Genomic DNA, 5,689 nt, shown 5'->3' with positions numbered 1-5,689 from the left:
TTTAAATTCCGCAGGCCGAGCGTCTGAGGAAATTGCGATTCTGTTCTACTGGATGAGTGCCGGCGCGGTTGCGATCTGGGTGATCGTGATTGGCGTTGCCGTTTACGCTATCTACCAACCGGGACGACATCATCCACGCACTACCAAGATGTTAGTCATTGGCGGCGGCGCAGTGTTTCCCACTGTCGTGTTGACCGGACTTCTTTGTGTCGCACTGCCGATGTTACCCGAGTTGCAACGACCTGCACCCCCTGGCAGTCTGCAGATTCATGTTAGCGGAGTGCTGTGGTGGTGGCGTGTCGACTACCTGACCGCCGACGGCGCGAAAATCACATCCGCCAACGAAATCCGGATTCCCGTCAATCAGCCGGTCGAATTCAAACTGAATAGTGAAGACGTGATCCATTCGTTTTGGATTCCTTCGCTCGGCGGCAAAGTCGATATGATTCCTGGGCGGCAAACGCGGTTGCAACTGTACCCGACGCGGGTTGGGACTTACCGCGGTGCGTGTGCCGAGTTCTGTGGCACCGCGCATGCACAGATGAATTTTGATGTCGTCGTCATGCCTGTTAATCAATTCAACGATTGGTTGAATGGTCAAGCGGCGAACGCAAGACAGCCTGTTGAACCCAATGCAATCGCAGGTCAGCAACAATTCCTCAAATACGGCTGCAGTGCGTGCCATACGATTCGCGGTACCGTCGCGGAAGGAAAATTTGGTCCCGATCTGACCCATTTTGGTAGCCGGATCAGTATCGCGGCCGGCGTGTTGAAGAACAATCCCGAAAATTTGTCGCGCTGGATCACGCAGGCTCATGATGTCAAACCAGGAACCGAGATGCCGGAATTTGATTCGTTGGCCGACGATGATCTGAAGCAGATGGTCACTTACCTGGAGCAATTGGAATGAGCCAGGACGATGTCGCCAACGATCAAATGACCTCCGACGACAGTACGGCAGATGAGGTCCCGGTATCCGAGGACGGGATGTCCGCGCAAGCGAAGCGATTGCTCGCACCATGGCGGACGCCGACGGGGTGGCGTTATTGGTCGGCGGTGAATAATTCCGAAGTCGGATTGTGGTATACCGTCACCGCGTTCGCTTTCTTTTTGTTTGGCGGCGTGCTTGCGTTGGTGATGCGGATTCAATTAGCGCTGCCTGATAACCACTGGTTGACGCCCGAGCAGTACAACCAAGTGTTCACGTTGCACGGCAGCGTGATGATGTTCTTGTTCGCGGTGCCGATTCTCGAAGCCATTTCGATCATGTTGCTGCCGCAGATGCTGGGGGCTCGTGATTTGCCGTTTCCACGTTTGTCGGCGTACGGCTATTGGTGCTTTTTGATTGGCGGAATCTTCGTTTGTGGGTCGCTATTTTTCGGGGTAGCACCGCGTGGCGGTTGGTTTATGTACCCGCCAATGACGACCGAGTATCAAACTGATGTCGGAGTCGATATCTGGTTGTTGGGACTTTCGTTCATCGAAGTGGCCTCGATTGCTGCGGCGGTCGAATTGATCGTCGGCGTGCTGAAGTGTCGACCGCCGGGGATGCGGCTAAATCTGATCCCGCTGTACGCTTGGTACATCCTTGTTGTCGCCGTGATGATCTTGTTTGCATTCCCGCCGCTGATCGCGGGTGACTTGTTGATGGAATTAGAACGGACGCTGGATTGGCCGTTTTTTGATGCATCCCGTGGCGGCGATCCGTTGTTGTGGCAACACCTGTTTTGGATTTTCGGTCACCCCGAAGTTTATATCGTCTTTTTGCCATCGATAGCCTTGGTCGCGATGATCGTGCCCACGTTTGCCCGCGTTCCGATGGCGGGCTATGGATGGATTGTATTGGCGGCGGTGGGGACCGGTTTTTTGAGTTTCGGATTGTGGGTTCACCACATGTTCACGACCGGATTGCCCGGGCTGACGATTGGCATTTTTTCTGCAGCGTCCGAAGCGGTTGCGATCCCCACCGGCATTCAAATCTTTTGTTTTATTGCCACGTTGTTGATCGGACGGATCACGCGGTCGGTGTCGCTGTTGTTTGTGCTAGCTGGGTTGGCGACATTTATCATCGGCGGTTTAACAGGCGTGATGGTTGCCGTGGCGCCGTTTGATTACCAGGCTCATGACACCTACTTTATTGTCGGGCATTTACATTATGTATTGGTGGGTGGCACGATCTTTCCAATCATGGCTGGCGTTTATTACTACTATCCGCTTGTCATGGGAAAACAGTTGTCGGAGCGTTACGGACGTTGGGCATTTTGGTTGACGCTGATCGGCTTTAACGTCAGTTTTTTCCCGATGCATTTGACCGGGTTGTTGGGGATGCCGAGGCGAGTCTATACGTATCCCGCAGATATGGGTTTTGACACGTTGAATCTGATTTCGACCGCGGGGGCATTCGTGTTGGCAGCCGGGTTTGTGGTGTTCCTGTGGGACGTGTTGCGTCCGAAGAAACATCAACCACTTGCAGCTCGGAATTGTTGGAACGCCGGAACGTTGGAATGGTTGGCCGAAGTGCCCGATCAACCTTGGGGAATACGATCGATTCCAATCATCAAAAGTCGTTATCCCCTTTGGGATCAAAAGAACTTTGTTGACGACATCGACCAGGGGAGATTTTATCTGCCGGACGCCGAAGAGGGACTGCGAGAAACATTGGTGACGTCCACGATGGATGCCGAACCAATTCAATGTCTACGCGTTCCTGGGCCCACGTTTCTGACCTTTTACGCGGCGTTGTTTACTGGCGGTGTGTTTATCTTGTCGACCTATCATTGGTGGACTGCCGCGGTGTTCAGTGGCGTGTTGGCGCTGGGGACGGTGATCGCTTGGCTGTGGACGGGAACGGCGGTGATCCCGGAAAAATCGCACAAGGATGTGGGGTTGGGTTTGAGTTTGCCGATTTATGTATCCGGTCCGCGAGCGGTCGGATGGTGGGCGATGTTTATCACCATGCTTGGCGATATGACCGCGTTTATGTCGCTGGTGTTTGGCTACTTTTTTTATTGGACCATCCACGAAGATTTTCCTCCTCAGGACGCGGCGGGGCCGGGGACGTTGTGGCCAAGCGTCTCGCTCGTCGCCGCCGGGATCGCTTGGGCATCAACATGGGCGGCTCACAGACTTAACCGTAACGATAAAGCACTCGGGTTTTATCTCAGCAGCGTGGTTGCAATATTAGCGTCGCTGTGTGCCGCAAGCGTGCTGGGGTTGGCACCCCTGCTGACTCAGATGGATCCGAGCCGGCATGTTTATCCTGCCATCGTTTGCGTGTTAGTGCTTTGGACCGTCGTGCACCTGTGTGTCGGATCTCTGATGCAAACGTACTGCGTCGCACGCCGATTGGCTGGCAAGATGACCGCTTGTTACGACGCGGACATCACCAATGTGATGCTGTATTGGCATTTCTTGGCGTTGACGTCGTTGATCACGGTTGCCGTGATCGCTTGGTTCCCTTGGGTGGCGTAAATAAAGGAGTTTGTCCCGTGATCTCGAACAAGCCGACCCCCATGCGACGCAACCATATTCTTTGGCTGGTGGTGCCTCCGGGGGTTTGGGCGGTCCACTTTTTAGCGAGTTATCTGACCATCGCAATTTGGTGTGCCAAGTTCGCCGATGAAAGTGCCGATGCAACCCCGGTGCGGATTGCGGTTGCCATTTATACTGTCCTTGCACTAGCGATCATCGTTGGGATGGGATTTCTTAGTTACCGGCAACACCGCACTGGAGGCACCGCGCCGCATGACGAGGACACCCCCGGGGATCACATTCGATTTACCGGTCAAGCCACCTTTTTGTTGTCGCTGTTGAGCGGAGTGGCGACTTTTTTTACCTCGCTGGTGGTCGTGTTTGTGGGGAGTTGTGACTGATGCAACTCGCGTGTTGGAACCTTGGTTGGATCGTTTTGGCAGCGGCATGGTTGGGGCCGCTTCCCGAGCTGGCCACCACGTCATTTGCTGCGCATATGACGCTGCATATGGCCGTGGTTGCGGTAGCGGCACCGCTGCTTGCGATTGCCATTGCCGGTAAAGCATGGGATCCAGTGATTCGGTCTCCGCGTTCCTTTTCACCTGTTCCTGCTTCGGTCGGTGAATTGTTGATTGTTTGGGCGTGGCATGCGCCGGGGCTGCATCATTGGGCTCGGCATTCCGCAGTGGGGTTTGTGAGCGAGCAAGGCATGTTTTTAGCCGCAGGGTTGTGGGTGTGGATGTCCGCGTTCGGTGGCACCGCCCCGCGGGATCGCGGTCGCAGTGCCGCTGGGGTGATCGGATTGCTGTTAACTTCGATGCATATGACATTGCTCGGAGCGTTGTTGGTGATGTCACCACGACTGTTGTACATGCACCATGGTCGCAGCGAATTATTTACGCCGATCATGGATCAACATCTCGGTGGCGCCGTGATGTTGGTTGTCGGTGGGATCGCATTTCTTGCCGGTGGATTATGGCTAACGAAAGATCTCGTGTCGCTCGGTCGACTCGAAATGGGGACGCATGAGGGATGAACAACTCACGAACAAATTGGCAACGTCTCAAAGAGCTCACGATCCTGTTGGTGGGCTTGGGCGCGATCGGCATCGTCGTGTTGGTCTCGGGAGTCTTTCCGATCAAAGCCAGCAGCGGACATTGGCCGATCACCACTTGGATACTCGATTATGCCAGTGATCGATCGGTCGATTTTCATAGTGCTGGGATCGAATCGCCGCCACTGGACGAACCTGGCATGATTCGATTAGGCGCGGCAAGCTACGATGCGAATTGCTGCTGGTGTCATGGACGCCCTGGATTGCCCGCGCCCCGTGTGCCAGCAGAGATGACGCCATCGCCACCCTACTTTCCCGCAGCAACGTTCGATCAAGAGCCACGCGAGTTGTTTTACATCGTCAAGCATGGAATCAAGTTCGCGGGGATGCCGGCTTGGCCGTCGCGTCAGCGAGACGATGAAGTTTGGCCGCTGGTGGCGTTCTTGAAATCGTTCCCAGACATGGACGTGGCGACCTATTTAGAACATGTTCAGGTGTCGATGGAGACCGATTCGGCGACGAAGCAACTTGTCGCAGACGCCTGTGCGTCATGTCATGGAGCCCACGGGCACGGCCGCGCCGGAGACCGCGTTCCCGTGATCGCGGGGCAAAACCGCGAGTATCTCGAGATGACGCTCGAGGCATTTAAAACAGGGCAGCGGCACAGCGGGATCATGGAACCAATCGCAGCTCGGCTGGACGCAGCGGAAATTCGAAAGCTTGCGGAATACTTTTCAAAACAGCCCGCACATCCGTCGGAAAGCGGTGAGGACGAGCCGTCATCGCACCCTGCGGAAGCCCAATCACGTGAATTGAATGAATCCGAACAAACGCTGTACGAACTCGGAAAATCGCTTGCCAATCATGGTGACGGACCGCAGAAGATCGCATCGTGTGCCGAATGTCATGGCCCCACCCCGATCGACCGCAGTGTCGAGTATCCTCGATTGGAAGGACAACCGGCAGCATACCTGCGTCAGCAGTTGCATCTGTTTGCCGATCAAGCTCGCGGCGGCACTGAAAATGCGGACTTAATGCATGGGATCGCCAGCAAGTTGTCCGACGAACAGATCGATGCGTTAGCGTTGTACTACTCGCGCTGAAGGCTTGGTTTCCGACGCGGTCAACTTGGAACGTCGATTTTTCTCGTGACCGGTAGAGGTA

At 55.0% G+C, this 5,689-nt stretch carries 5 protein-coding genes; all 5 read left to right on the top strand.

The annotated features are described in order from the left end of the window. Positions 1 to 910 (top strand): cytochrome c oxidase subunit II (coxB, locus tag ABX962_RS28435; protein ID WP_372724534.1); only part of this gene is annotated, 910 nt, incomplete at its 5' end. Between the two features lie 77 nt (positions 911 to 987). After that, entirely contained in the window at positions 988 to 3,471 is a 2,484-nt protein-coding gene (gene ctaD / locus ABX962_RS28430) for a cytochrome c oxidase subunit I (RefSeq protein ID WP_372724536.1), read from the top strand. Positions 3,472 to 3,512: 41 nt separating this feature from the next. Continuing rightward, a complete protein-coding gene (locus tag ABX962_RS28425) occupies positions 3,513 to 3,872 on the top strand; it encodes a transmembrane prediction (protein ID WP_372724532.1) in 360 nt (119 codons plus the stop codon). Beyond that, positions 3,872 to 4,507 carry a cytochrome c oxidase assembly protein gene (locus tag ABX962_RS28420; RefSeq protein ID WP_372724531.1) on the top strand — a complete coding sequence of 212 codons (636 nt, stop codon included), beginning with the start codon at positions 3,872 to 3,874 and terminating at the stop codon, positions 4,505 to 4,507. Before ABX962_RS28425 ends, ABX962_RS28420 begins: the two co-directional genes overlap by 1 nt. After that, positions 4,504 to 5,628, top strand: coding sequence for a c-type cytochrome (locus ABX962_RS28415; RefSeq protein WP_372724529.1), 1,125 nt, complete (start codon positions 4,504 to 4,506; stop codon positions 5,626 to 5,628). Before ABX962_RS28420 ends, ABX962_RS28415 begins: the two co-directional genes overlap by 4 nt. The last annotated feature ends 61 nt before the right edge of the window (positions 5,629 to 5,689 follow it).

This window comes from Novipirellula sp., assembly GCF_041583735.1.
Lineage (GTDB): Bacteria > Planctomycetota > Planctomycetia > Pirellulales > Pirellulaceae > Novipirellula.
Note: the sequence above shows the minus strand (reverse complement) of the source record. Positions and strands in the feature narration are given on the sequence as shown.